At 72.9% G+C, this 22,876-nt stretch carries 20 protein-coding genes; 11 read left to right on the top strand and 9 right to left on the bottom strand.

From position 1 onward, the window contains the following. The first annotated feature begins 7 nt into the window (after window positions 1-7). The 9 genes from ACYU8V_RS21375 to ACYU8V_RS21415 are packed head-to-tail and all read left to right on the top strand — an operon-like array spanning window position 8 to window position 10,739. A complete protein-coding gene (locus tag ACYU8V_RS21375) occupies window positions 8-1,096 on the top strand; it encodes an MCE family protein (protein ID WP_460850257.1) in 1,089 nt (362 codons plus the stop codon). Next, window positions 1,096-2,145 carry an MCE family protein gene (locus tag ACYU8V_RS21380; protein ID WP_460850258.1) on the top strand — a complete coding sequence of 350 codons (1,050 nt, stop codon included), beginning with the start codon at window positions 1,096-1,098 and terminating at the stop codon, window positions 2,143-2,145. Before ACYU8V_RS21375 ends, ACYU8V_RS21380 begins: the two co-directional genes overlap by 1 nt. After that, the gene (locus ACYU8V_RS21385) at window positions 2,142-3,122 is read left to right on the top strand and encodes an MlaD family protein (protein WP_460850259.1); all 981 of its coding nucleotides are present in this window, start codon (window positions 2,142-2,144) and stop codon (window positions 3,120-3,122) included. Before ACYU8V_RS21380 ends, ACYU8V_RS21385 begins: the two co-directional genes overlap by 4 nt. Next, window positions 3,119-4,249, top strand: coding sequence for an MCE family protein (locus ACYU8V_RS21390; RefSeq protein WP_460850260.1), 1,131 nt, complete (start codon window positions 3,119-3,121; stop codon window positions 4,247-4,249). The genes ACYU8V_RS21385 and ACYU8V_RS21390 overlap by 4 nt, the downstream gene beginning before the upstream one ends. Then, complete coding sequence (locus ACYU8V_RS21395; protein WP_460850261.1) at window positions 4,246-5,220, top strand: MCE family protein; 975 nt, start codon at window positions 4,246-4,248, stop codon at window positions 5,218-5,220. The genes ACYU8V_RS21390 and ACYU8V_RS21395 overlap by 4 nt, the downstream gene beginning before the upstream one ends. Further along, a complete protein-coding gene (locus ACYU8V_RS21400) occupies window positions 5,217-6,347 on the top strand; it encodes an MlaD family protein (RefSeq protein ID WP_460850262.1) in 1,131 nt (376 codons plus the stop codon). Before ACYU8V_RS21395 ends, ACYU8V_RS21400 begins: the two co-directional genes overlap by 4 nt. Window positions 6,348-6,364: 17 nt before the next feature. Continuing rightward, on the top strand, window positions 6,365-8,251 hold the full coding sequence (locus ACYU8V_RS21405; RefSeq protein WP_460850263.1) for an AMP-dependent synthetase/ligase: 1,887 nt from the start codon (window positions 6,365-6,367) through the stop codon (window positions 8,249-8,251). Next, the gene (locus tag ACYU8V_RS21410; RefSeq protein ID WP_460850264.1) at window positions 8,248-9,123 is read left to right on the top strand and encodes an oxygenase MpaB family protein; all 876 of its coding nucleotides are present in this window, start codon (window positions 8,248-8,250) and stop codon (window positions 9,121-9,123) included. Before ACYU8V_RS21405 ends, ACYU8V_RS21410 begins: the two co-directional genes overlap by 4 nt. 14 nt (window positions 9,124-9,137) lie before the next feature. Further along, complete coding sequence (locus tag ACYU8V_RS21415) at window positions 9,138-10,739, top strand: succinic semialdehyde dehydrogenase (protein WP_460850265.1); 1,602 nt, start codon at window positions 9,138-9,140, stop codon at window positions 10,737-10,739. Between the two features lies 1 nt (window position 10,740). Here the strand turns inward: ACYU8V_RS21415 and ACYU8V_RS21420 are convergent, their stop codons facing one another. Next, complete coding sequence (locus ACYU8V_RS21420) at window positions 10,741-11,472, bottom strand: VOC family protein (RefSeq protein ID WP_460850266.1); 732 nt, start codon at window positions 11,470-11,472, stop codon at window positions 10,741-10,743. Then, complete coding sequence (locus ACYU8V_RS21425) at window positions 11,469-12,650, bottom strand: winged helix-turn-helix domain-containing protein (RefSeq protein WP_460850267.1); 1,182 nt, start codon at window positions 12,648-12,650, stop codon at window positions 11,469-11,471. The genes ACYU8V_RS21420 and ACYU8V_RS21425 overlap by 4 nt, the downstream gene beginning before the upstream one ends. 65 nt (window positions 12,651-12,715) lie before the next feature. On the opposite strand from ACYU8V_RS21425, the gene ACYU8V_RS21430 reads away from it, so the two are divergent. Further along, the gene (locus ACYU8V_RS21430) at window positions 12,716-13,243 is read left to right on the top strand and encodes an AAA family ATPase (protein WP_460850268.1); all 528 of its coding nucleotides are present in this window, start codon (window positions 12,716-12,718) and stop codon (window positions 13,241-13,243) included. A 396-nt stretch (window positions 13,244-13,639) separates the two neighbouring features. Here ACYU8V_RS21430 and ACYU8V_RS21435 read toward each other — a convergent pair whose 3' ends face one another. From ACYU8V_RS21435 to mtrA, 6 genes are all read right to left on the bottom strand, one after another. After that, window positions 13,640-14,320 carry a response regulator gene (locus ACYU8V_RS21435; protein WP_460850269.1) on the bottom strand — a complete coding sequence of 227 codons (681 nt, stop codon included), beginning with the start codon at window positions 14,318-14,320 and terminating at the stop codon, window positions 13,640-13,642. Between the two features lie 59 nt (window positions 14,321-14,379). Next, on the bottom strand, window positions 14,380-14,997 hold the full coding sequence (gene hpf, locus ACYU8V_RS21440; RefSeq protein ID WP_460850270.1) for a ribosome hibernation-promoting factor, HPF/YfiA family: 618 nt from the start codon (window positions 14,995-14,997) through the stop codon (window positions 14,380-14,382). A 155-nt stretch (window positions 14,998-15,152) separates the two neighbouring features. After that, the gene (locus ACYU8V_RS21445) at window positions 15,153-15,869 is read right to left on the bottom strand and encodes a ComF family protein (protein ID WP_460850271.1); all 717 of its coding nucleotides are present in this window, start codon (window positions 15,867-15,869) and stop codon (window positions 15,153-15,155) included. Window positions 15,870-15,938: 69 nt separating this feature from the next. Next, window positions 15,939-17,672 (bottom strand): LpqB family beta-propeller domain-containing protein, encoded by a 1,734-nt coding sequence (locus ACYU8V_RS21450; RefSeq protein ID WP_460850272.1) that lies wholly within the window; start codon window positions 17,670-17,672, stop codon window positions 15,939-15,941. After that, window positions 17,669-19,336 (bottom strand): MtrAB system histidine kinase MtrB, encoded by a 1,668-nt coding sequence (gene mtrB, locus ACYU8V_RS21455; protein WP_460850273.1) that lies wholly within the window; start codon window positions 19,334-19,336, stop codon window positions 17,669-17,671. Before mtrB ends, ACYU8V_RS21450 begins: the two co-directional genes overlap by 4 nt. Further along, entirely contained in the window at window positions 19,333-20,037 is a 705-nt protein-coding gene (mtrA, locus tag ACYU8V_RS21460) for an MtrAB system response regulator MtrA (RefSeq protein ID WP_460850274.1), read from the bottom strand. The genes mtrB and mtrA overlap by 4 nt, the downstream gene beginning before the upstream one ends. A 116-nt stretch (window positions 20,038-20,153) precedes the next feature. On the opposite strand from mtrA, the gene ACYU8V_RS21465 reads away from it, so the two are divergent. Beyond that, window positions 20,154-21,119 carry an AurF N-oxygenase family protein gene (locus ACYU8V_RS21465; protein WP_460850275.1) on the top strand — a complete coding sequence of 322 codons (966 nt, stop codon included), beginning with the start codon at window positions 20,154-20,156 and terminating at the stop codon, window positions 21,117-21,119. 236 nt (window positions 21,120-21,355) lie between these two features. Here ACYU8V_RS21465 and ahcY read toward each other — a convergent pair whose 3' ends face one another. Continuing rightward, window positions 21,356-22,795, bottom strand: coding sequence for an adenosylhomocysteinase (ahcY, locus tag ACYU8V_RS21470; protein ID WP_460850276.1), 1,440 nt, complete (start codon window positions 22,793-22,795; stop codon window positions 21,356-21,358). Window positions 22,796-22,876: the final 81 nt, after the last annotated feature.

Here is a 22,876-nt window from a genome sequence, read left to right on the forward strand (position 1 = left end):
GCGCACCATGTCCGACATCCTCTTCGCGCACTCCCGTCTGTCGCCGCGCACGCTGCGCCGGCGGCTCGCCGCCGTCGGCGTCGTCGGGGCGATGGGCGTCGGGGCCCTCACGGCCACCCTCGGGATGGAGACCCTCGGCGTCGTGTCCGGCGACGTCCGGGTCACCGTGCACCTGCCCACCACCGGCGACACCCTCGGCATCAACTCCGACGTGAAGTACGCCGGCCTGCGGGTCGGCCGGGTCGTGTCGGTCGACCCCGGCGTCGCCCACCACGACCCCACCGCCGTCGTACTGGTGCAGAGCCGGGAGGCCGCCGAGATCCCCGCCACCGTGCGGGCCCGGGTGCTGCCCGGCACCCTCTTCGGCAACGAGTACGTCGACCTGGTCGGCGCCGGCGCGGGGCCGGTGACCGGCAGCCACCTGCGCAGCGGTGACCAGGTGCCCGCGGACCGCTCGGTGCGCACGCTGCGGCTGATGGACACCTTCGCCGCCACCCAGCGGCTGCTGGCCGCGGTCGACCCGTCGCAGTGGGACACCGCGCTCTCCCAGCTGGCCGGGGCGCTGGCCGGCCGCGGGCACGACATCGCGGGCTTCATGGCCGACTCCGAGCGGATGCTCGGGCGCTGGACCGACCTCCAGCCCGCCCTGATCCGGGACCTGCACCTGCTCGCGCGGAACGCCGACACCGCCGACGGCATCGAGCCGCAGCTGGTGCGGGCCCTGCGGGCGTCACGGCCGCTGGCGCGCACCCTCGTGGCCCACGCCGGCGACACGGACACGATCCTCGCCGACGCGGTCGGCCTGCTCGACGGCTCGACCGGCATCACCACCTTCCTGGCCCTGCACGGGCCGTCGGTCGCGCGGCTGCTCGACGCCACGGCCGCGACGCTGCGGACCTTCGCCCAGCGGCACCCCGCCTTCGAGTCGCTGCTGGCCAAGGTCCCGCAGCTGCTGCGCAACGGCGCCGCGGCGGTGCGGAACGGCCGGATCCAGATGGAGGGCGTGATGGCGCCGCAGATGATGGATCCCTACGGCCCCGCCGACTGCCCGCGCTACCGCGACCTCGCCGGTCCCGACTGCCCCGGGAGCAGGTGATGGGCCGCCAGCTCAGCGAGCTCCGCCGGAACAAGGGTGCGACGGCGGGGGTCGTGGTGTTCCTGCTGGTCTCGGTCCTGCTGACCTCGATGGTCGCCGGCACCCTCGCGCGCGGCACCGTCGGCGACACGATGACTGTGACCGCGGTGTTCCGCGACGCGACCGGGCTGCGCGTCGGCGACGACGTCCGCCTGGCCGGCGTACGCGTCGGGCGGGTGGCGGGGACCCGCCTCGGCACCGGGGAGCAGCGCGGTCTCGCGATCGTCACCCTGCACGTCGAGGCGCGCCAGCAGATCGCCGGCAACACCATCGCCGCGATCGACTACCTCAACCTGATGGGCCAGCGGTACGTCGCCCTGCAGCCTCCCGCCGGCGCGGCCGTCGGCAGGCTCGCCGACGGCGCCACCATCCCCGTGGACCACACCCGCCCGGCGCTCGACCTGACCGCGATGTTCAACGCGTTCCGGCCGATCTTCGACCTGCTCGACCCCGCCGACATCAACCAGCTCGCGACCAACATCATCGGGGCCCTGCAGGGCGAGGGCCCGACGCTGCGGGTGCTGCTGCGGCAGACCGCAGGCCTCACCCACGGCCTGGTGGACCGCGACGCGGTGCTGAGCCGGGTCAGCGACAACGTGATCGCCGTGCTGCGGGCCACCGACCAGCACCGCGCCGCCTTCACCCGGCTCCTCGGCGGGCTGGCCCGGCTCAGCACCGGCCTGGCCGGCGACCGCCGCGAGATCGCCGGCGGCCTCGACTCGCTGGCCCGGCTCAGCCGGGAGACCGCCCGGGTCATCGAGCAGGCCGGGCCCAGCATCGTCGACGACGCGCGGCTCAGCGCCGCGTGGCTGCGCTACCTGCGCACGCACCGCGCGCAGATCGTCGCCGCCGGCGGAGCCCTGCCCACCCAGCTGCGGACCTACCTGCGCACCCTCGACTACGGCAGCTACCTCAACGTCTACGTCTGCTCGCTCGGGATCCGGCTCAAGGGGACGAGCACCACCCTCGACGTCGGGCCCGGCGACCGCCACTCCGCGAGGTGCTCATGAGTGCCGTACGCCGGCTCGGCTGGCCCCTCCGGCTCGTCGTGGCGCTCGTCGTGGTCGGCCTCCTCGCCCTCTCGGTGCACCTGCTGCAGGGGGCGCCGGCATACCACGTCCGGCTGCACTCGGCGGCGGGCCTCAAGCCCGGCGCGGACGTCCGGGTGGCCGGCATCAAGGTCGGCAGGGTGACGGCCGTGGAGGCGGTCCGCGACCAGGTCGACGTGACCTTCCGCCTCGACGACTCCCCCGCCGCCGACGGCATCACCGGCGACAGCCGCTCGGAGGTGAAGCTGCTCTCGATCCTCGGCCAGCGCTACCTGTCGCTGTCCCCGGGCACCGGCCCGGCCCTCGCCGACGGCGGCACGATCGCGGTCGAGCACGCGCTGGACACCTACCCGATGGAGCGCTTCTGGCTCGACAGCGTGCCGGAGGTGGAGAAGCTCGACCTGCCCGTGCTGCAGCGGGCCGTGGCCGTCCTGAGCCGGTCGATGTCGGTCGACCCCGGCCAGCTGCACAGCGCCCTGACCGGCATCAGTGGCGTCGCCCGGCTGGTCCGGACCCATGAGGGCCAGCTCGACCGGCTGCTCGCCGCCACGCACCAGGTGACCCGGCTCGTGCTCGGCCAGACCCGGCACCTCGACACCATCCTGAACAAGGGCGGCCAGGTCCTGACCACGGTCTACCAGCGACGCGCCCTGCTCTCGGAGATGCTGCGGCAGGCGCACCGCTTCGTGACCGGGCTGACCGCCGTCGTACGCGCCAGTGCGCCGCAGCTCGAGCCGGGACTGCGCGACCTGCGCTCGGTCCTCGCCACCCTGGACCGGCACCGCCGGCAGATCGACCAGACGCTGCGCCTGGCCGGGCCGACGATCCGCGTCTTCACCAACGCGGCCGGAGACGGGCCGTGGCTCGGCGTCAACGCGCCGTACGCGATCTTCCCCGACGACATGGTCTGCGCGATCACCCCGGAGAAGTGCTCGTGAGACGGCGGATCATCCTCGGCATCGTCGCCCTGCTCGTCCTCGGCGGCGTGCTGCAGGGCGCGCGCGTGGCCGGCTGGCTCGGCGGGGCGGCCGGCGACGACCTCATCGTCACCGCGGACTTCGTCGACACCACCGGCCTGTACGTCGGCAACCAGGTCACCTACCTCGGCGTACCGATCGGCACCGTGGTGGGCGTCGAGCCGCACGGCGCGACCATGCAGGTCCTCATGCACCTGCAGCCGGACACCCAGGTGCCGGCCGACGCGGGCGCGGAGATCCTGCAGTCCTCCCTGGTCACCGACAGGTACGTCGAGCTCGGGCCGGCGTACACCGGCGGACCGACCCTGGCCTCGGGCGCCCACATCGCGGCCGCGCACACCCGCTCCCCCGCAGGTGTCGACGAGATCGCCACGGCCATCGACAACCTGGTCAAGGCGCTCAACGGCGACCTGCGGACCGGCAGGGGCACCCTGGGCGCCGGGCTCGGGACGCTGCTCGCCACGACCGCACGGACCCTGCGCGGCAACGGCACGGCGCTGCGCGCCGCCCTCTCCCAGGGCCAGGGCGCGCTGCAGGTGCTGACCTCCAAGGACGCCGCGCTGACCCAGGTGAGCAGCGACCTGCGCCGGCTCGTCGACGTCCTCGCCCGCCGCGACCGGCGGATCCGCACCTTCACCCATCAGTCCGACGCGACCCTCGGAGTGCTCGCGGACCAGAGCGGCCAGATCGTCGCCACGATGCAGGCGCTGGACCGGCTCACCGTCCTCGGCACCCGCTTCCTGCGCCGCAACGCCGGCGTCCTCGGCACCGACCTCGCCGGGATGGACGACATCGTCGGCATCGTCCGCCGGCACCAGGCGTCGCTGGCCGAGGCGTTCGACGATATGCCCACGCTCGCTCAGAACTTCGCCCAGGCCTACGACTGGAAGACCCAGCGCCTGCGGGTGCAGTTCTCCTTCGCGGCCGGACCCTTCTCGACGCTGTTCCGGTCCCACACCTGCCAGCTGTTCGCGGCAGCGCTGAGCGCGGCGACCATGTGCGACGCGCTCGACAACACCGGCGGCACGGGCCTGCTGGACGGGATCCTCGACGGCCTCTACAACTCGCTGCCGGGAGGTACGCCGTGAAGCGCCTCCTGATCCTCGTGCTGGCCCTCGTCTGCTCGGGCTGCGGGCTGACCCTCACCGACGTGCCGATGCCGAGGCTGGTCAACGGGCCGACGTACACGCTGAGGCTGGAGTTCGGCGACGCGCTCAACCTCCCGGTCGACGCACCGGTGAAGCTGGAGGGCGCGACCGTCGGGCAGGTGACCTCGGTGGCCGCGGACGGCTACCGCGCCGACGTCGAGGTGGCCGTGTCCACCTCGGTGCGGCTGCGGCGCACCAGCACCGCCGAGATCCGGCTGACCGCACCGATGGGTACGTCGTTCGTGGAGCTCAGCCAGGGCCGCACCGGGGGCTACCTGGCGGACGGCGGCACGATCGCTCTCGCCAGCACCAGCGAGGCGCCGGACGTCTCGGACCTGCTCAGCGCCCTGTCGACGGTCGTGACCGGCGGCAGCTTCGGCGACATCTCGACCATCATCAAGCAGCTCAACATCGCACTCACCGGGCACACCGGCACGGTCCGCTCACTGCTGTCGCGGCTGGACACCGCGGTGACCGGGCTCAACCGCCAGCTCCCCACGCTGGACCGGCTCACCGGCTCCCTGGACCGGCTCACCCGGCGGCTCCGCAAGGACCTGCCGGCCATCACCGCCTCGCTGACCGACCTGAGCGGGCTGGTGTCCACGCTGGCGCGGCAGCGGGTGCGGATGATGGGCACCCTCGCGGCGCTGCGCCGCTTCGAGCTGCAGGCCACGCCGTTCACCCGGGCCACCCGCGCCGACCTGGTCGGGCAGCTGGGCTCGCTGCGCACCGTCTTCCGCTCGCTGCTGGGCAGCAGCAAGGACATCGACGGCGTGATGGCCGGGCTGGTCGCGTTCGCGAAGGGCAGCGACCGGGCCGCGCCCGGCGACTTCGCCAACTTCGACCTGACCCTGCTGCTCGACCCGAGCACGCTGTCGGCGTACGAGAACGGGACGGGGCGCGTGCCGTGAACAACCCCGCCGACATCGCCGCCGCGGGCGCACGCCAGGTCAGGCGCCGCGCCCACCTCGCGCAGGTCCTCATCCTCGCCGTCCTCATCGCCGGCACCGTGTACGTCGCCGACACCGTCGTGGGCGGCTCGCTGTTCCACCACCCCTACCACCTCACCGTCGAGCTCGACCAGGCCGCAGGACTGCACCAGGGCTCGGTGGTGACCTACCGCGGCCAGCGGATCGGCGAGGTCACCGACGTCCGGCTCTCGGGACGCACGAACGGCGCCCGGGTGATCGCCGAGGTCTCCATCGACAAGGGCGTCCAGGTGCCGCGCAACAGCACGCTGAAGGTGCTCGACCTGTCCGCGGTCGGCGAGCAGTACCTCGATGTGCAGCCCGCGTCCGCCTCCGGCCCCCTGTACGCCGACGGCGACACCGTCCCGCTCGCCAGCACCACGACGCCGGTCAGCGTGCCGCAGGTGCTGGTCGACGCCCAGGGCCTGATGCGCCACCTCGACGTCGGCGACGTGCGCACGATCGCCCGGGAGACCCAGCGGATCTTCGGCGGCTCCGACGTCGACCTGCGCGCGCTCTCCATCGACCTCGAGTCGGCCTTCGCGATGCTGCGTCGGCTCGAGCCGACGCTGACCCACGTCATCCGGACGGCCCGGATCCCCCTCACCACCGGCGTCGTGCTGAGCCCCGCCCTCCGGCGGATCTCCCGCGACCTGGACCGGGTCACCGCGGCACTGCGGTCAGCGACACCGGCCATCCGGCGTACCGTCGTCAACGCCACGGACCTGCTCCCCCGGCTCAGCCGGTGGTGGCGCGGCAACCGGGTCACGCTGATCTCACTGCTGGACCGCGCGCTCCCCCTGTCGGTGATGTCGGCACGCCACCTGCGCGGGCTCGACACGTGGCTGGACTGGGCGCCGTTGCAGGCGGTCGCGATGGCCGGCAGCACCCGCGACGGCAGCGGACGGGTCCTGCTCGTGCCCCGGATCCTGAAGAACTGCGTCTACTCCCCGATGCGGCAGCGCGACCTCTACGACCTCAGCAGCCGCGCGCCGCTGCTCGACGAGCGCTGCACGAACCCGCCCGCCGGCACCCAGGCCCGCGGCTCCGCGAACGTCCCCCGTCAGTGACCGAGAGGAAATCCCCCATGACCGACACCCTCGACAGCACCCTCGCGACCCGGGCGAGGATCGAGGCGTCCATCGCCGGCGACACCGTCCCCGCCGCGTTCGCGCGCACGGTCGCGGCGCGCGGCGACACGGTCGCGTACGCCGACAAGGTCGGCATCGACCTGACCGCGGGCTACGCCCCGGGCTGGCGCTCGGTGACCTGGACCGAGCTGGCCGACCAGGCACATGCCGTCGCCGCCGCCCTCGTCGCCGCCGGGGTCCAGGCCGGCGACCGGGTCGCCCTCATGTGCGGCAACCGGATCGAGCACGTGGTCGCCGACCTGGGCGCGATGCACGCCGGAGCGATCACGATGTCGGTCTACAACACCCTGTCGGTGGACCAGGTCGCGTTCGTCGCGGGCCACAGCGAGCCGACCGTGGTGGTCCTGGAGACGGCCGAGCACCTGGCGCGGTGGGAGCGCGCGCTGGCCTCGTCGGCCACGGTGCGCACCGTCGTACTGATCGACGCACCCGTGCCCGACGGCGACGACCGGTTCGTGTCGTGGGCGGACTTCGTGGCAGCCGGACGGGAGGGGTTCGCGGCCGAGCCTGATGCCGTGGCGGCGCGCGTCGCCGGCGTACGGGCCGAGGATGCGCTGACGATCCTCTACACCTCGGGCACGACCGGTGACCCGAAGGGCGTCGTCCTCACCCACCACGCGGTGCTCTACGAGGCCGCATGCTCGCTGGAGACCTCCGGTGCGACCGGCGAGGTCGTGTTCATCTCCTACCTGCCGTTCGCGCACATCGCCGAGCGGATGCTGGGCATGTACATCCCGCAGGTCATCGGTGGTGAGATCCACCTGATCGCCGACCCCGCGCACCTGCTGGGCGCGCTCGCCGAGGTGCGCCCGACGCGGTTCTTCGGGGTCCCGCGGGTCTGGGAGAAGATCAAGACCGGCATCTCGGCACGGCTCGCGGCCGAGCAGGACCCGGAGAGGCGCGCGCAGGTCGAGTCCGCGCTCGCGACCGGGCTCGCGTACGTCGAGGCCCAGCAGCTCGGCCGCACCCCCTCGGCCGAGCTGACCGCACGCTTCGAGGCCGTCGACGCCGCGCTCCTGGGCTTCCTGCGGGCCCTGCTCGGGCTGGACCGCTGCGAGTGGGCCGCCTCGGCCGCCGCGCCGATGCCGCTGGAGGTGGCGCGCTTCTTCGCGGGCCTCGGCCTGCGCATCTACGACGTCTACGGCATGACCGAGACCTGCGCCGCGGTGACGGCATGCGGCCCGGAGCAGTTCCGCCTCGGCACCGTCGGCCGCCCGCTTCCGGGCATCGAGATCTCGCTCGCCGAGGACGGCGAGATCCTCGCCCGCGGGCCGGTGGCCTCGCAGGGCTACTACCGGCTGGAGTCGGCGACGCGCGACCTCATCGATGCCGACGGCTGGGTGCACACCGGCGACATCGGCGTGATCGACGAGGACGGCTTCCTGGCGGTCGTCGACCGCAAGAAGGAGATGATCATCACCAGCTCCGGCAAGAACATCGCGCCCTCCAACATCGAGAACCACCTCAAGGAGAGCCCGATCGTCGGCCACGCGCTGGTCTTCGGCGAGGGTCGTCCGTACGTCGTCGCGATCCTCACCCTCGACGCCGAGATCGCGCCGCTGGTCGCCGCCCGGGCGGGGGTGCCGCCCGAGGTCGCGCGCGACCTGGCCCAGCTGGCAGGCCACCCGGCGATGCAGGCGATGGCGCAGGCCGCCGTCGACGCCGCCAACGAGCGACTGTCGCGCCCCGAGCAGGTCAAGGCCTGGGAGCTGCTGCCGGTGGAGTGGACCGCGGAGTCCGAGGAGCTCACGCCGACCCTGAAGCTCAAGCGGCGCGTCGTGCACGCCAAGTACTCCGACGTCCTGGATCGGCTCTACTCATGACCGTCGCGACCGCGCGGGACGTCGAGCCGATCGGCCCCGGCGGCGTCATCTGGTACGCCGCCGGCGACCAGCGCGCCGTGCTGCTGGCCGTGCGCCTGCTGCTGCACCAGGTCGCGCACCCCATGGTCGGAGCCGCCGTCGAGCAGCAGTCGGTCTACAAGGACGACCCCTACGGCCGGCTGTGGCGCACCACCCGCTCGGTGGTGAAGAGCGTGTACGGCGGCCAGGCGGCCGTCGACGAGGGACAGCGGCTGCTGCGGATGCATGCCGGGATCCGGGGCGTGGACGCGGCCGGGCGCGGCTACCACGCGCTCGACCCGCGGGCCTACGCGTGGGTCCACTGGACGGCGTACGAGGGGACCCGGCTTTTCCTGCGCGACTTCGGCCCCGGGCTGACCGACGCCCAGGACCAGCAGCTGTTCGAGGAGTGGCGCCGCCTCGGGCTGGTCATCGGCGTACGCCCCGACCAGCTGCCGGCCACCCGCGCGGAGTTCTGGGAGGGCTGGGAGGCACAGCTGCCACTGCTCGAGAACAACCCCGTGGTCCAGGACATCCTGTACGCCGCCCCGCGGGCGCCGCGCTGGCTCCCGCTCCCCCGCCGGCTGGCCGACGGCGCGCTGCAGGCCGCCGCGAGCCCGCTGCTCGCCGTCCAGCGGGACCTCGTCGCTGCGACCCTCGACCCGCGGCTGCGCGCCCGGGTCGGCCTGTCCGCACCGTTGCGACGCGCGCTGCGCCGGGTGTCCCGTCTCCAGCGCGTCTCACGCCTCGCCAACCGGCTGCCGGAGCAGCTGCGGCTCGCCGTGCCCGCCCTGGTGGCGGCCCGGCGCACCCGCCGCACCGGCATCGCCCCCGAACCCGTCCGCTATCCCTGAACCGAGGAGTCCCCGTGACCAGCACCATCGCCCCGACCACCGTCCGTCCCGCCTGGGTGAGCGACGAGCGCCTCGACGAGTGGCGCGGCTGGGTCTTCCGCGACCCGGCCGGGTCCGGCGTGTCCACCGCCGTCGCGCCGTACGACGGCCGGCCGGTCGCCGACGTACCGACCTCCACCGCCGAGGACGTCGCCGCCGCGATCGCCGACGCCCGGCTCGCCCAGCGGGCGTGGGCGACCACGCCGTACTCCGCGAAGGCGGCCGTCGTGCTGCGCTTCCACGACCTGCTCGTCGAGCGGCAGGCCGAGGTGCTGGACCTGATCCAGTGGGAGATGGGCAAGGCACGGTTCAGCGCGTGGCAGGAGATCCTGCAGGTCGCCAACATCGCGCGCCACTACGCGCGGCGCGGCGAGCGCTACCTGGTCGACCACAAGGTCCGCGGCGCGATGCCGGGGCTGACCAGGGTGCGCGAGCAGCGGGTGGCCAAGGGCGTCATCGGGATGATCTCGCCGTGGAACTACCCGCTCTACCTGGCCGTCGGCGACGTCCTGCCGGCGCTCCTGGCCGGCAACGGCGTGGTCAGCAAGGCCGACTCGCAGACGCCGCTGACCCTGCTGTGGGCCCGCGCCCTGATGGCGGAGGCCGGGCTCCCGACCGAGCTGTGGCACATCGTGGTCGGGCCGGGCTCGGTGATCGGCGACGCCCTGATCGGCTCGAACGACTCCGAAGGCGTCGACCACATCTGCTTCACCGGCTCGACCGCGACCGGGCGCCACGTCGGCCGGCGCGCCGGTGAGCGGCTCATCGCCGCGTCGCTCGAGCTGGGCGGCAAGAACCCGCTGATCGTCCGCGCCGACGCGGACGTGGAGAAGGCGGCGGCCGGGTGCGTCGCCGCCGCGTTCGGCAACACCGGCCAGATGTGCATCCACATCGAGCGGGTGCTGGTCCACACCGACGTGTACGACGCCTTCCGGACCGCTCTGATCGCCGCCACCGAGGCGCTGCGCCTGGGACAGACCTTCGACTACAGCGTCGACGTCGGCTCGCTGGCGTCGCCGGCGCAGCTGGAGACCGTCGTGGCGCACGTGTCCTCGGCGGTCGCTGCCGGCGCGACGGTGCTGACCGGCGGCCGGGCCCGTCCGGACCTCGGCCCGCTGGTCCACGAGCCCACCGTGCTCGAGGGCGTCACCACGGAGATGCCGGTGTGCCTGGAGGAGACCTTCGGCCCGGTCCTCTCGCTCTACCGCGTCCGCACCGACCAGGAGGCGATCGCCCGGGCGAACGAGGGCCGCTACGGCCTGTCGGCCAGCATCTGGTCGCGCGACGTGCACGCTGCCCGGACGATGGCCGGCCGGATCCGGGCGGGCTCGGTCAACATCAACGACGGGGCGGCCGCTGCCGCGGGGTCGATCGAGGCCGGCATGGGCGGGATGGGCGACAGCGGCCTCGGCCGCCGGCACGGCGCCGAGGGCATGCGGAAGTTCACCGAGTCGCAGACCGTCGCGGCCCAGAGCCTGCTGGTGCCCCTCGGCCCGCCGAGTGGGATGACCCTGGAGAAGTTCGTCGATCTGGGCAACACCCAGCTCAGGGCGCTGCGCCGGCTGCGGGTCCGCTGACTCACGGGCTCCGGTCGGTCACGCAGAAGAGGCGCCCGGCCGGATCGGCCAGGACGGTCCAGCTCGGCCCCTCCCGGACCCGGCGCGCGCCGAGGCCGGCCAGGCGCGCCACCTCCGCGGGACGGTCGGTGGTGGCGAGGTCGAGGTGGGCCGCCACGGTGTCGCCGGGGTGGTCCGGTCCGAGGCGCTGCAGCAGCAGCCGCAGCGGCTGCTCCGGCGGGCGCACCAGGGACCGGAACTCGGCCAGGTCGGTGGCGCGGTCGGGCCAGCCGGTCAGCATCGCCCAGAACCTCACCTCCTCGTCGTACGACGCCGCGGGGATGTCGAGGCACACCTGGTCGACCACGGAGGAGTGGCCGCCCGGCCAGGTGGCGGCGGGCGCGCGGCGGGACTCGTCGTGCCACGGCACGCAGCAGAACGCCAGGCCGCCCGGGCTGCGCAGGACGACGTAGCCCTGGTCGGTCTGCTCGGTGGCGCCCAGCGCCACCGCCGCGTCGGCGGCGGCCCGCGGGTCGTCGACGTGGAGGTCGAGGTGGACGCCGTCGGGACCGGCAGCGATCCGCTGCAGGCGCAGGTGCGCGTCCCCGTCGCCCGGCAGCAGCGTCGCGAACTCGCCGGCGTCGCCGCGGGCCGGGGAGACGCGGTGGCCGGTCGCCGACGCCCAGAAGGCCGCTGCCGCGTCGGCACCGTCCGGAGCCGTGTCGAGGAAGGCGGTCAGCCAGCGGGGCGTCACAGCGCCGCCAACGCGGGTGCGAGGTCGCCGCGAGGTGCGACGACCACGTCGTCGAGGCCCAGCCAGCCGGCGAGCCGCTGCAGCTCGGCCCGCAGCTGCTCGGCGGTGTCGGGTGGCGCGGCAGGCTCGGCGTACGCCCCCTGGACGAGCAGCCGGCGCCCGACCCGGTCGGCCTTGAGGTCGACCCGCGCGACGATCCGGTCGCCGAGCAGGAACGGCAGCACGTAGTAGCCGTGCACGCGCTGGTCCGCGGGGGTGTAGATCTCGATCCGGTAGTGGAAGTCGAACAGCACCTCGGTGCGCGCCCGCTCCCAGACCACCGGGTCGAACGGGCTGAGCAGGGCCCGCGCCGCGATCCGCCGTGGGAGGCGCGCCTCGCTGTGCAGGTACGCCGGGCGCCGCCAGTCCGCCACGCGCACCTCCTCGACCTCCCCCGACTCCAGCAGGGTCACCAGCGCAGCGGTCGTGTCGGCGACCGACATCCGGTAGTAGTCGGCGAGGTCCTTGGCGGTCGCGATCCCGTGGCTGCGGGCCGCGCGGCGCACCAGCTCCACATGGGCCTCGGTCGGGGTCGGCGTCGGCATCGCCAGCACCGAGGCCGGGATCACCCGCTCGGGCAGGTCGTAGCGGATCTCGAACTGGCTGTTGCGTCCCGCGATCGCGAGCTCGCCGGTCATGTAGAGGTAGTCGAGCGCGATCCGGGTCTGCGACCAGTTCCAGCCCCAGTGCTCCTTGGCCCGCGGGGCGCCGGTGTCGAGCTCGCGGGCGGTCGACGGGCCGGCGTCGCGGATCGCCGCGATCAGCCCGTCGTGCAGGTCGTGCGGCACGTCCTTCCACCACTTGAACTGCCGGGCCCGGTAGTGGTCCATCCGGTGCTGCATCACCGGCCACAGCTCGACGGGCATCAGCGCCTGCACGTGCGCCCAGTACTCCACGAGCCGGCGCGGGCGCCCCTCGCTGGCCCGGCGCAGCAGGTCGACGTCGTAGGGGCCCATCCGGGAGTAGAGCGGCATGAAGTGCGCGCGCTGCAGCACGTTGACGCTGTCGACCTGCAGGACCCCGGTCCGCCCGATCGTGCGCGCCAGCGTCCGCATCGTCGGCACCGCATGGGCCGGGTCGAGGAACCCCTGTGCGGCCAGCGCGACCCGCCGCGCCTGCGCCAACGACACCGACTGCATGGCAGGAAACCTAGCGGCCGCCTCCGACGTACCTCCGGGTGCGCGCCGTCTGTGACACTCGACCCGTGGCACCGCAGCGCATCCTCGTGGCCGGGACCTCGGGCTCCGGGAAGACGACCCTGGCCCGCGACATCGCGGCTGCGCTCGGCATCGAGCACGTCGAGATCGACGGTCTCTTCCACGGCCCCGGCTGGGTGCCGCGGCCCAGCTTCCTGCAGGAGGTCGAGGAGCTCGCGGACCGGCCGACCTGGGTCACGGAGTGGCAGTACGCCGACGCCCGCCCGATCCTCGCCGCGCGGGCCGACCTCGTGGTGTGGCTCGCCCTGCCCCGGCCGACGGTCCTGCGGCAGGTGGTCCGCCGCACCGTCCGCCGGCGGCTGCGCCGCGAGGTGCTGTGGAACGGCAACGTCGAGCCGCCGCTCGCCACGTTCCTCACCGACCGTGACCACATCGTCCGCTGGGCCTGGCGGACGCACCACCAGACGGCCGAGCGGATCGCGCGCCTCGCAGCAGAGCGACCGGACCTCCCGATCGTGAGGATCCGCAGCCACGCCGAGGCCCGGGCCTGGCTGAGCACCATCGGGCCCGGATGATGCGCGGTCGACGTCCTCCGCACGTCTTGCCGCCAGACCGAGGCAGGACCTACGCAAGACAACCGCGCGCGCGGCAGCGCGGCGCCGCCGGCGCCGGTTGCCGAGCCTGGGCGACGAGGCGACGAAGGGAGCGAGGAACGAGCGACCGAAGGAGCCGAGACACCCAGGTGAGGCAAGGCGCCGCCAGCGGCGACGCGCTCGCGCCTACGAACGTCTTGCCGCCAGACCAAGGCAGGACCTACGCAAGACAACCGCGCGCGCGGCAGCGCGGCGCCGCCGGCGCCGGTTGCCGAGCCTGGGCGACGAGGCGACGAAGGGAGCGAGGAACGAGCGACCGCAGGAGCCGAGGCACCCAGGTGAGGCGAGGCGCCGATCAGCGGCGACGCGCTCGCGCCATCAATCGAGCTCGACGATCTTCTCTCTCACCGCGAACATGACCGCCTCCATGCGCGAATGCAGCTGGAGCTTCTCCAGCATGTTGCGCACGTGGTTCTTGACCGTGTTCTCGCTGATCCGCAGCCGCCCGGCGACCTCGCGGTTCGACAAGCCCTTGGCGACCAGGCGCAGCACCTCGAGCTCACGCTCGGTGAGCTTGAGGGCCGGGCCGTTGCGCTCGGGCTTCGACATCGACTTGAACTCGTCGATCAGCTTGGCCGCCATCGACGGCGAGATCAGCGACTGGCCGTCGGCGACGACCCGGATGCCCTGCGCGACCTCCTCGATGGAGGAGTCCTTGAGCAGGTAGCCCGAGGCGCCGCTCTTGACGGCCTCGTAGAGGTCGGCCTCCTCGTCGGACATCGTCAGCATGATGATCTTGGTGGAGGGCAGGGCCTCCTTGATCTTCACGCAGGTCTCGATGCCCGACTGCTTCGGCATCCGGACGTCGAGGAGCACCACGTCGGGCGCGGTGCTGATCGCCAGGTCGGCTCCGCGCAGGCCGTCGCCGGCCTCGCCGACGACCTCGATGCCCTCCTCGACACCGAGCAGCATCGTGAGGCCGCGCCGGAACAGCTCCTGGTCGTCGACCACGAGAACCCGCACCGGCTCGGAACCTGCCGGCGTCATCACACTGCTCACGCCCGAGATCATGGCATGCGCCTCCGACCGAACCCCGGTCTAGACCCGGTTCCGGACGGTCATTCGCCACCCAGGTCAAGGGAGATCACGCCGTAGTCGTAGCCCTTGCGGCGGTAGACGACCGACGGCCGCTCGCTCTCCTTGTCCACGAACAGGTAGAAGTCGTGGCCGACGAGCTCCATCTCGTAGAGGGCCTGGTCGAGCGTCATGGCCGTGGCCGGGTGGGTCTTCTCGCGGACCACCAGCGGCCCGTCGCCGGTGACCGTGATCGGGCCGACCTTGCGCTCCTCGACCTCCACCTCGGTCGCGACCTCGGCGATCGTGGCACCGCCCGCCAGCGCCTGGCCGACGGACACCGGCGTACGACGGCCGCGGTGCACCCGGCGGCGGTCGGCGGCGCGTCTCATCTGCGCGGCCATCTTGTCGAGGGCGAGGTCGAGCGCGCCCATCTTGTCCTCGGCGGCGGCCTCGGCGCGGATCACCGGGCCCTTGGAGTAGGCGGTGAGCTCGACGTGGACGGCGTGGTCGTGCTGGCGCGGATTCGGTTCGGACTCGACCTCGACCTGGACCCGGATGATCCGGTGATCGTGCTTCTCGAGCTTGCTCAGCTTCTCGCTCGCGTGTGCCCGGAACCCGTCCGAGATCTCGCAGTGCCGGCCAGTGACCACAACGTCCATCGTGTACCTCCAGGTGTGGATTGATGGGATGGAGTCGCGCGCGGACCCGCCGACGAACATGCGACAGCCACGTCCCCGGACCGCCTCGCATCGAGATGACGCGGAAGAGGCATCCAGGTGGACTCCATGCAAAGACGTTAGTGCGTGATCGTCGGTCAGGAAAGGGACTTCGGACCTGATCTCACTGCGCGGCGCCGGGTCGCGGCGACACACGCGATCGCGTGGACGCCGATTCCGGCCGCCTCGAGGGCACGCTGCGCCTCGCGTGCCGTCGAGCCGGTGGTGAGGACGTCGTCGCACACCACCACCCGGGCCCGTACGCCGGCGTGGCGCGCGACCACGCCGCTGGGGCACCACAGGGTGCCGGCGAGGTTGCGCGCGCGCTCACCGGCGTCCAGCCCGGCCTGGTCCCGGACGGGTGCACGCAGCCGCAGGAGGGCGGCGACGTCGGCCTGCCGGCCGCCGCGGCGCAAGACCCGGGCGGCGTGCCGGACGAGGGCGCCGGTCGGGTCGTAGCCGCGCTCGCGGAGCGCCGCCCGCCGCGACGGGACCGGGACCAGCAGCAGCCTCTCCTCGGTCTGGGGGACGGCCGCCGCGACGGCGAGCGCGAGCAGCCCGCCGAGCGGCCGCGCCAGGGCCAGCAACCGGTCCTCCTTGTGCCGCACGATCAGGGCGCGGAGCGCGTCGGCGTACTCACCGACGGCGTACGGCGGTGCCAGGCCGGCGGGCGCCGGGGTCGGCCAGGCGAGCCGGGCCGTGACCGGCAGCCCGTCCTCGCACGGGCGGCACAGCGGGCGACCGGGCCGCGCGCAGGCCACACAGGCGCCGCCGAGCACGAGGTCGGCGAAGGCGTCGTACAGGCCGGCGGTCACCGGGCCATGGCACCAGCCCGGACCGGTGCCCGCAACCGTCGCGGCCCGGGCTGTGGAGGGGGCCGGGGATCAGCCCGGGTAGCCGAGGTCGGTGGGGCGCGCCGGGAGCGGCGTGCTCACCCGGGTGCGGACGTCGACGAGGACCCCGTTGAGGACCGCGTACGTCGGCTGGTCGGGGTCGGGGGTGCCGGCGAGGCCGGTCACGTGCCCGCTGATCACGGTCGAGACGCTGTCCGCGCCGATCGTCGACCCGTCTGCGGGGACGACGTCGACCTGGTACAGGCTGCCCGGGCGGGTCGGCGACAGCACCGCGAGCAGCGTCGGCGCCGCCCAGGCGACGTCGGAGATCGCACGACCGGGGCCGACGGGGATGTGGAACGGGTCGACCAGGCGGCGTACCTGACCGGTCGGGGTGGTCGCGACCCGGGCCCCGACGATCCGGTCGCCGCCCGGGCGGTGGACCACCGCGATCAGCCGGGTGCCGTCGCGCGACACGAGAAGGCGGCGGGCGTCCCGACCGCTCACCCCCGGCATGCTCACCTCGGTGGTGCGCCCGTCCTGCCAGCAGTGCACACGCGCGCCGCGCGGGCCGCGGTCGAGCAGCCACACCCGGCCGGCCAGGTCCACCGTGGGCCGCGCGAGCGCCGTGGCCCCGGTGAGCAGGACGCGCACACTGGGGTGCGTCACCGCGGTCGTGGGCGCCTCGACGGCAGCGGTGCCACCCGCGGTCACGGCCACGGCGTCGCGCCCGTCGGGTGCCACCGCGACGCTGTCGAGGACCTCCTCGCCGGCACCGAACGGGCCGGGGACGGGCAGGAACCGGCTCGGGTCGCCGCTGACCAAGCGGTCGTGGAGGACGCCGTACAGCGTGTGCGAGCTCTGCGCGGTGGCCATCCGCACGGCGCCGAGGTCGACCGGGTGGACCCGGTCGACGCCGCCGACCGGCTGTCCGTTGATCCGCAGCCGGAACCCGGTCAGCGTGGCGTCCTGGCGCAGCGTGGCCGCCACCTGGGCGAGCAGGAGGTCCCCCTCCTGGGCCGAGGGCTGGAGGTGCCCGCCCACCAGGTCCACCTGCGCGACCCCGTCGGTGACGGGCACCGACAGGCTCAGGCTGAGGCCGGCGGGCAGGAAGGTGCGGACGACGCCGGCGAGGTCGCGCGGCGGTCCCGCGAGCAGCGCGGAGACCAGCGCGGTCGGGAGCTGGTCGCCGATCGGCGCGAACACCGGCTCGGGGACGAGGTACGTCGCGCCCGGGTCGAAGTAGTACAGCTCGACCTCGCCGAAGCGCTGCTGGAACCACGTCGCCGGCACGATCATCTGGTCCGGCGGGTTCGCGATCCGGTACTCGCCGTCCTGGACCTCGACGTCGAACGACACCGTGCTCCGCGACGCCGGGACCTGGCCCTCCCAGGCGCCCGAGGGGTCGAGGCGAGCAGCACCGCTGAGCCGGACCGTCACCTGGGCGCCGTCGTCGGTCGGCGGGGCGAAGTTCGCGTAGACCACCGTCGCCGCGACCGGGTTCCACTCCTTGGCGGCATCGGCGGTGAGGTACTCCTTGGCCACGGTCGTGGTGATCGGCCAGGCCGTCATCGCGTCGAGGAACCCGTCGACGACGTCGAGCCGCGACTCCCCCGGCTGGGGCGGCTCCGGGTCGATGTCGGAGGGCGGTCGTACGTCGGTGCCTCCCTGCGAGCCGACGCCGGTGACCGGCCCGGACGCAGGCAGCTGCACGCACGCGGCGGCCAGGAGCGGCAGCAGCACCACCGCCGCGAGGGCGCCCCGGCGGGGCGTCGACGGCCTCATGGGCGGCCACCCCCGTCGAGGTGGGCGGCGACCTCGGCGACCTCGGTCACCTCGGCGGCCGGCGTGACCACGTCGTCCTCGGGGGCCAGGGGCAGTGGGCTGGAGTGCACGGTCTCCCCCGCATGCCGCGGGATGGTGAGCCGGAACTGCGCACCGCCGCCGGGCCGTCCCCACGCCTGCAGCCAGCCCCCGTGCAGGTGGGCGTCCTCCAGCGCGATCGCCAGGCCGAGCCCGGTGCCGCCGGTGGTGCGGGCGCGGGCCGGGTCCGAGCGCCAGAACCGGTTGAACACCAGCGCCGCCTCCCCCGCCGCGAGGCCGACGCCGTGGTCGCGCACCGTGACCGCCACGGCGTGGTCGTCGGCGGCCAGGCGCACCGCCACCGGACGGTCGACCCGCGCGGGGTCGGCGTGGTCGATCGCATTGCTCACCAGGTTGCGCAGCACGCGCTCCACCCGGCGTACGTCGACGTCGGCGAGGACCGGGGCCTCGGGTGCCTCCACCTCGACCTGGACGCCGCGCTTGTCGGCCAGCGGCGCACACGCCTCCACCACCCGGCAGGCCACGCCGACCAGGTCGACGTTGTCGGTCTCGAGCACGGCCGCGCCCGCGTCGAACCTGCTGATCTCCAGCAGGTCGGCGAGCAGGTCCTCGAAGCGCCCCAGCTCGCGCTGCAGCAGCTCGGCCGCGCGGGCCGTGGCGGGGTCGAAGTCGGCACGGGACTCGTGCAGCAGGTCGCTCGCCATCCGCACGGTGGTCAGCGGGGTCCGCAGCTCGTGGGAGACGTCGGAGACGAACCGGCGCTGCAGCCAGCTGAGCTCCTCGAGCTGGCGGATCTGGCGCTGCAGGTTGGTCGCCATCTGGTTGAACGAGAGGGCCAGGCGCGCCAGGTCGTCCTCGCCCGACACCCGCAGCCGCTCCTGCAGCCGCCCGGCCGCGAGCCGCTCGGCGATCTGGCGGGCGAGCCGGATCGGGGTGACGACCTGGCGGATGACCAGCCAGGTGATCGCGCCGAGCAGCGCCAGCAGGACCCCGCCGGCGACCAGCAGTCCGCCGGCGACCAGGTCGAGGGTGTCCTGCTCCTCGTTGAGCGGGAACAGGAAGTACAGCGGGTAGGTGCGGCCGTCGGAGGGCAGCTGGACCTCGGCGCCGACCGCGACCCCCGGCTCGGAGACCCGCGATCCGTCGGGCAGGGTCCGGGTGATCATCGTGTAGGTCCAGGCGGTGCCGAGGTCCACGCGGTCGAAGTGCTGCTGCAGCCCGGCCGGGACGCTGCTCAGATCGAGCCCGCTGGTGTACTGCCCGCCGCCGCTCTGCAGCGACAGGCCGGCGTCCACGGGCGGCCCGAGGACCACCAGGAAGCCCCGGCTGTTGCCGCGCTCGATGATCGGGTCGAGCAGGTCGCGCTGCTGCCGCCCGGAGTTGACCTCGGTGCCCGAGGCGGCGTCGAGACGCACCGTGGAGTCGGCGATCACGCTGTTGACCTCGCCCACGGCCACGTCGACACGGTGCTGCAGCAGGCCATCGCGGGTGTGGTCCAGCAGCAGCCAGCCGATCGCGGTGATGACCAGCGCGGACATGACGACGGTGCCGGCAACGACCCGGGCCTGGATCGAGCGCCGCCAGAACGTCAGCGCCCGTCGTACCCCCCGGGTCAGGACCCTCACGTGGCGGCGCCGGCCTTGTAGCCGACGCCGCGGACGGTCAGCACGATCTCAGGATGCTCCGGGTCGTGCTCGATCTTGGACCGCAGCCGCTGCACGTGCACGTTGACCAGCCGGGTGTCGGCCGCGTGGTGGTAGCCCCAGACCTCCTCGAGCAGCACCTGGCGGGTGAAGACCTGCCACGGCTTGCGCGCCAGGCAGACCAGCAGGTCGAACTCCAGCGGTGTCAGCGCGAGCGGGGCGCCGGCACGCGTCACCTGGTGACCCGCGACGTCGATGGACAGGTCGCCGATCCCGAGGGTCTCCGCGGAGGCGCCGTCGCGGCGGCGTACCCGCGCGCGGATGCGGGCCACGAGCTCCTTGGGCTTGAACGGCTTGACGATGTAGTCATCGGCCCCGGACTCGAGGCCGAGGACGACGTCGACGGTGTCGCCCTTGGCGGTCAGCATCACGATCGGTACGCCGGACTCCGCCCGGATCTCCTTGCACACGTCGATGCCATCCTTGCCGGGCAGCATCAGGTCCAGCAGCACCAGGTCGGGCCGGTACTCGCGGAACGCGGACAGCGCCTCGTCACCGCGGGCGCACACCCGCGACTCGAACCCCTCCTGGGCCAGGACGATGCCGAGCATCTCCGCCAGGGAGGCGTCGTCGTCGACGACCAACACCCGCCCCCGGGTGGGGTACGCCGACTGCTGACTCACGCCTCACATCGTAGGCAGACCGGGGCTGGATCCGTCGATTCCCGCGCAGGCGTGCACGCGACCCGATGTCGCGGAATCCTTCCATCGCTACACGGTGTAGCGGTAACGTCGGTCGCATGACCCTCATCGAGACCGGCATGGAATACGACGCCACGCTGCGCATCCTCTCCGAGGCATCGGCGGTGCAGCACTTCGAGGCGTTTCGCGACATCGACTGGGACGCCCCGGAGATGCAGTTCCCTCCCGACGACGAGCGCTGGACGCTGCCCGAGAGCGACCCGATCGCGCACCACCCCTGGTACACCTCGCTCCCCCGCGATCGGCAGCTCGCCGTGGCCCGCCACCGGATGACGGCGCTGACCAAGACCGGCTCCCAGTTCGAGCAGCTGCTGCTCCTGGGCGGCACCCAGTTCCTGATGGGCCTGAAGAACGACAACCCCGAGTTCCGCTACTTCATGCACGAGCTCACCGAGGAGTGCCATCACATCCAGATGTTCCAGGAGTTCACCAACCGGGCCTGCCCGGAGGTGAGCGGCGTCCCGCGCTGGCTGCTGCACCTGTTCCCGTTCGTCGGCCACCTCGGTGGCCTGACCCCGGCGCTCTTCTTCGCGATCATCCTGGCCGGCGAGGAGCCGATCGACCACGTCCAGAAGAACCAGCTGCGCGGCGGCGGCGTGCACCCGCTGCTGGACCGGATCATGACGATCCACATCGCCGAGGAGGCCCGCCACATCGGCTTCGCGCACGCCTGGCTCGACCATCACTCGCCGAGCCTCAACCGCTTCCAGCGCTGGGTCGTCGGTGCCATCACCGGGGTCTTCATGCGCATCGGCGCGGACGCGATCCTCAAGCCCTCCCGCCGCGACCGGAAGATGATGGGCATGCCGCGCTACGTCGTCCGCGACTCCTTCGAGCGCGGCCCCGAGGCCGCGAAGTTCCGCCGCGACCTCTCCGCCGACGTCCGCGCCTGCTTCGAGCGCAACGGGCTGCTCACCCGCTCCAACCGCTGGGTGTGGAAGCTCGCCGGCACCGACGGCCGCTCGTCCCGCTACCGCGCCGAGCCCGCAGCCGCCGCCCACTGAGCGGAGATACGGCCAGTCCCCGCACTCGTGGGAGTACGGGGACTGCCAAGGCTTGCCGCCAGGCCAAGGCTTGACCTACGGCAGACAACCGCGTGCGCGGCAGCGCGGCGCCGCCGGCGCCGGTTGCCGAGCCTTCGCGGAGCGATCCCGGAGGAAGCGAGGAACGAGCGACCGGAGGGTCGCTCCGCGAAGGTGAGGCGAGGCGCCGATCAGCGGCGACGCGCTCGCGCCATTGATCAGTAGCGGTAGTGGTCGCTCTTGTACGGGCCCTCGATCGGGACGCCGAGGTAGTCGGCCTGCGCCTGGTTGAGCTCGGTGAGCTCGACACCGATGGCGTCGAGGTGCAGCCGGGCGACCTCCTCGTCGAGGTGCTTGGGCAGCACGTAGACGCCGATCGGGTACTCCTCGAGCTTGGTGTAGAGCTCGATCTGCGCGAGCACCTGGTTGGTGAAGGAGTTCGACATGACGAACGACGGGTGGCCGGTCGCGTTGCCGAGGTTCAGCAGGCGGCCCTCGGACAGCACGATGATCTTCTTGCCGTCCTCGAAGATCCACTGGTGGACCTGCGGCTTGATCTCGTCCTTGACGATGCCCGGGATCTTGGCCAGGCCGGCCATGTCGATCTCGTTGTCGAAGTGGCCGATGTTGCCGACGATGGCCTGGTTCTTCATGCGCTCGAAGTGCTCGACGCGGATGATGTCGAAGTTGCCGGTGGTGGTGATGAAGATGTCGGCGAAGTCGACGACGGACTCGAGGCGCTTGACCTCGTAGCCGTCCATGGCGGCCTGCAGCGCGCAGATCGGGTCGATCTCGGTGATGATGACGCGGGCGCCCTGGCCGCGCAGGGACTCGGCCGAGCCCTTGCCGACGTCGCCGTAGCCGCACACGACCGCCGTCTTGCCCGCGATCATGACGTCGGTGCCACGGTTGATGCCGTCGATGAGCGAGTGGCGGCAGCCGTACTTGTTGTCGAACTTCGACTTGGTGACCGAGTCGTTGACGTTGATCGCCGGGAAGAGCAGCGAGCCCTCCTTGAAGCGGTCGTAGAGGCGGAGCACACCGGTGGTGGTCTCCTCCGTGACGCCCTTGATGCCGTTGGCGATGTTGGTCCAGCGCTGCGGGTCGTTGTCGAGGGAGCGCGCGAGGACCCGGAGGACCTCCTTGTACTCCTCGTTGTCGGTGGAGTCCTGGCCCGGCACGGCGCCGGCCTTCTCGAACTCGACGCCCTTGTGGACCAGCAGCGTGATGTCGCCGCCGTCGTCGAGGAGCATGTTCGGGCCCACCGGGTTGCCCTCGGCGTCGGTGAAGGCGAAGACCTTCTCGGCCTCGTCCCAGTACTCGGCCAGGGTCTCGCCCTTCCAGGCGAAGACGGGGGTGCCCTGCGGGTCCTCCGGGGTGCCCTTGCCGACGACGATCGCCGCGGCGGCGTGGTCCTGGGTGGAGAAGATGTTGCAGGTCGCCCAGCGGACGTCGGCACCGAGCGCGGTGAGCGTCTCGATGAGGACACCGGTCTGGATCGTCATGTGGAGCGAGCCGGCGATGCGGGCGCCCTTGAGGGGCTGGGAGTCCGCGTAGCGGCGGCGCATCTCCATCAGGCCGGGCATCTCGTGCTCGGCGAGGGTCAGCTCCTTGCGGCCGTACTCGGCCAGGGAAAGGTCAGCAACCTTGTAGTCCACGTGATGGGTCCTTCGTGGTCGAAAGTGTCGTCTGCGGCGCATCTGCGCTCCTACGGGATCTCCCGCGCAGGACGAGACCCA

Source organism: Nocardioides ultimimeridianus (genome assembly GCF_054777895.1).